This is a genomic window from Castellaniella sp. (genome assembly GCF_034007085.1).
GTDB lineage: Bacteria > Pseudomonadota > Gammaproteobacteria > Burkholderiales > Burkholderiaceae_B > Castellaniella.
The window spans coordinates 1-2514 of the sequence record NZ_JAVERO010000217.1; the positions used below are offsets into that span (position 1 = coordinate 1).

Genomic DNA, 2514 nt, shown 5'->3' on the forward strand with positions numbered 1-2514 from the left:
CGACGATGTGCACAAGGCCCAGATCCGCATGCCGGACGGCGCCATCAAGGCGGTGGGAGAATTCCCGCTGCAGGTCGCGCTGCATGCCGACGTGGTGGCCGACATCTCGGTCACCGTGCAGGGCGAAATGGCCTGATGCACCGCATCGCGCGCCGATCGCTGTTCCCGCATGCTAAGGTAGGAATGGCACGGCGCTGCTGAAAAGGGTCGGCGTATCGCCGGCCCTTTTTTTCATGGTTGATCTCGAGGACAGGACTTGGACATCGAAGCCGACGCGCAACTGGACTATCTGCGTGTGCCGCCGCATTCCATCGAGGCCGAGCAATCGGTGCTGGGTGGTCTGCTGCTGGACAATGCGGCCTTCGACCGGGTTGCGGACGTCCTGACCGAGGACGATTTCTACCGCTTTGACCATCGGCTGATCTGGCAGCACATTGCCCGGCTGGTGGGGCTGGCGCGACCGGCCGACGTCGTCACGGTCCACGAATCCCTGGCCACGGCCGGCAAGGCGGACGAATGCGGCGGGCTGCCCTATCTGAACGCGTTGGCGCACAATACGCCTTCGGCAGCGAATATCCGCCGCTATGCCGAGATCGTGCGCGAACGATCCATGCTGCGCAAGCTGGTCTCGATCGCCGACGAGATTTCCGCCGCCGCCTTCAATCCCCAGGGCAAAGAAGCCCGGCAGATCCTCGACGAGGCCGAATCCCGCGTGTTCCAGATCGCCCAGGAGGGCGCGCGCGGCATGGCCGGTTTCCAGGAAATCCGCCCGCTGCTGGCTCAGGTGGTCGAACGCATCGACGAACTCTATCACCGCGAGGGCGATTCCGACGTGACCGGGGTGCCCACCGGATTCAGTGATCTGGACCGCATGACGTCGGGCCTGCAGCCCGGCGATCTGGTGATCGTGGCCGGGCGGCCTTCCATGGGCAAGACCTCTTTTTCCATGAACATCGGTGAACATGTCGCCATCGAGCAGGGCTTGCCGGTGGCCGTGTTTTCCATGGAAATGGGCGCGGTCCAACTGGCTATGCGCATGATCGGTTCGGTGGGCATGCTGGATCAGCACCGCATGCGCACCGGCAAGCTGAACCAGGACGACTGGCCGCGCCTGACCCATGCGGTGCAAAAGGTCGAAGAAGCCCAGATCTACATCGACGAAACCCCCGCGCTGACAGCCATGGAACTGCGCGCGCGTGCGCGGCGGCTGTCGCGCCAGTGCGGCCAGCTGGGCTTGATCATCATCGACTATATTCAGCTGATGTCCGGCAACGGCGGCGAAAACCGCGCCACGGAAATCTCCGAAATCAGCCGGTCCCTGAAAGGCCTGGCCAAGGAACTGAACTGCCCGGTGATCGCCCTGTCGCAGCTGAACCGCAGCCTGGAACAACGCCCCAACAAGCGGCCCGTCATGAGCGACCTGCGCGAATCCGGGGCCATCGAGCAGGACGCCGACGTGATCATCTTCATCTACCGCGACGAGGTCTACAACCCCGATTCGCCGGACAAGGGCACGGCCGAGATCATCATCGGCAAGCAGCGTAACGGCCCCATCGGCACGGTGCGCCTGACCTTCCAGGGCGCCAGTACCCGGTTCCTGAATTTTTCGGCTGCGCCGGGGTTTTAAGAGCCCCCACGCTGCGTCAGGACCCGGTCATCTTCAAGGCCATGCGCACGGCGGCGCGCAGCGAAGCCGGGTCGGCCAGCCCCCGTCCGGCGATGTCAAAGGCCGTGCCGTGGTCCACGCTGGTGCGCACGAACGGCAGGCCCACGGTGACGTTGACCCCTTCGTCCAGGCCCAGGTATTTCACCGGGATCAGGCCCTGGTCATGGTACTGGGCCACCACGATATCGAATTCGCCCTGGCGCGCGCGCATGAAGACCGTATCGCCCGGCCAGGGGCCGCTGGCGTCCAGGCCTTCGGCCCGTGCGGCGGCGATGGCCGGCGCGATGTGGCGGGTTTCTTCGTCGCCGAAGGCGCCGCCTTCGCCTGCGTGCGGGTTCAGGCCAGCCACGGCGATGCGCGGCCGGGCGATGCCGGCCTGGCGGCAGGCCCGCTGCGCCAGGCGGATGGCGCGCAGTTCGGCGGCCTGGCTGATCGCTGCGGGCACCTGGGACAGGGCAATGTGGATGGTCACCAGCAGCACGCGCAGTTCGTCGTTGGCCAGCATCATGGCGTAGTCCGCCGTACCGGTGCGCTGCGCCAGGATTTCGGTGTGACCGGGGAAATCGATGCCGGCTGCGTGCAGCGCGCCTTTGTGCAGGGGCGCCGTCACCAGCGCCCGCACCCGGCCGGCCAGGGCGTCGTCGATGGCGTGGCACAGGTATTCGTAGGCGCCGCGCCCGGCACGGGGGTCTTCCCGGCCCCAGGACAGGTCGGCGGGCAGCGTGTCCCAGCGGTTCAGCACGCCGATCACGCCGCCCGTGGTGCCCGCGCCGGGGGTGTCCAGCGGACGGATTTCCAGGCGGTTTTCCAGGCCCAGCGCCTGGCAGGCGCGCCGCAGGGCGCCGGCG

The 2514-nt window shown here is 66.9% G+C and carries 3 protein-coding genes; 2 read left to right on the forward strand and 1 reads right to left on the reverse strand.

Going from position 1 to position 2514, the window contains the following annotated elements; genetic code table 11:
• Together RBR29_RS11935 and RBR29_RS11940 are read left to right on the forward strand one after the other, a co-directional pair.
• Positions 1–136: 50S ribosomal L9 C-terminal domain-containing protein (locus tag RBR29_RS11935; protein ID WP_320349541.1), on the forward strand; the 136-nt coding region annotated here is incomplete at its 5' end.
• 120 nt (positions 137–256) lie between these two features.
• Complete coding sequence (locus tag RBR29_RS11940) at positions 257–1627, forward strand: replicative DNA helicase (protein WP_320349538.1); 1371 nt, start codon at positions 257–259, stop codon at positions 1625–1627.
• 16 nt (positions 1628–1643) lie between these two features.
• Here the strand turns inward: RBR29_RS11940 and pdxA are convergent.
• Positions 1644–2514, reverse strand: an 871-nt coding sequence (gene pdxA / locus RBR29_RS11945) for a 4-hydroxythreonine-4-phosphate dehydrogenase PdxA (RefSeq protein WP_320349540.1), incomplete at its 5' end; no start/stop codon positions are given.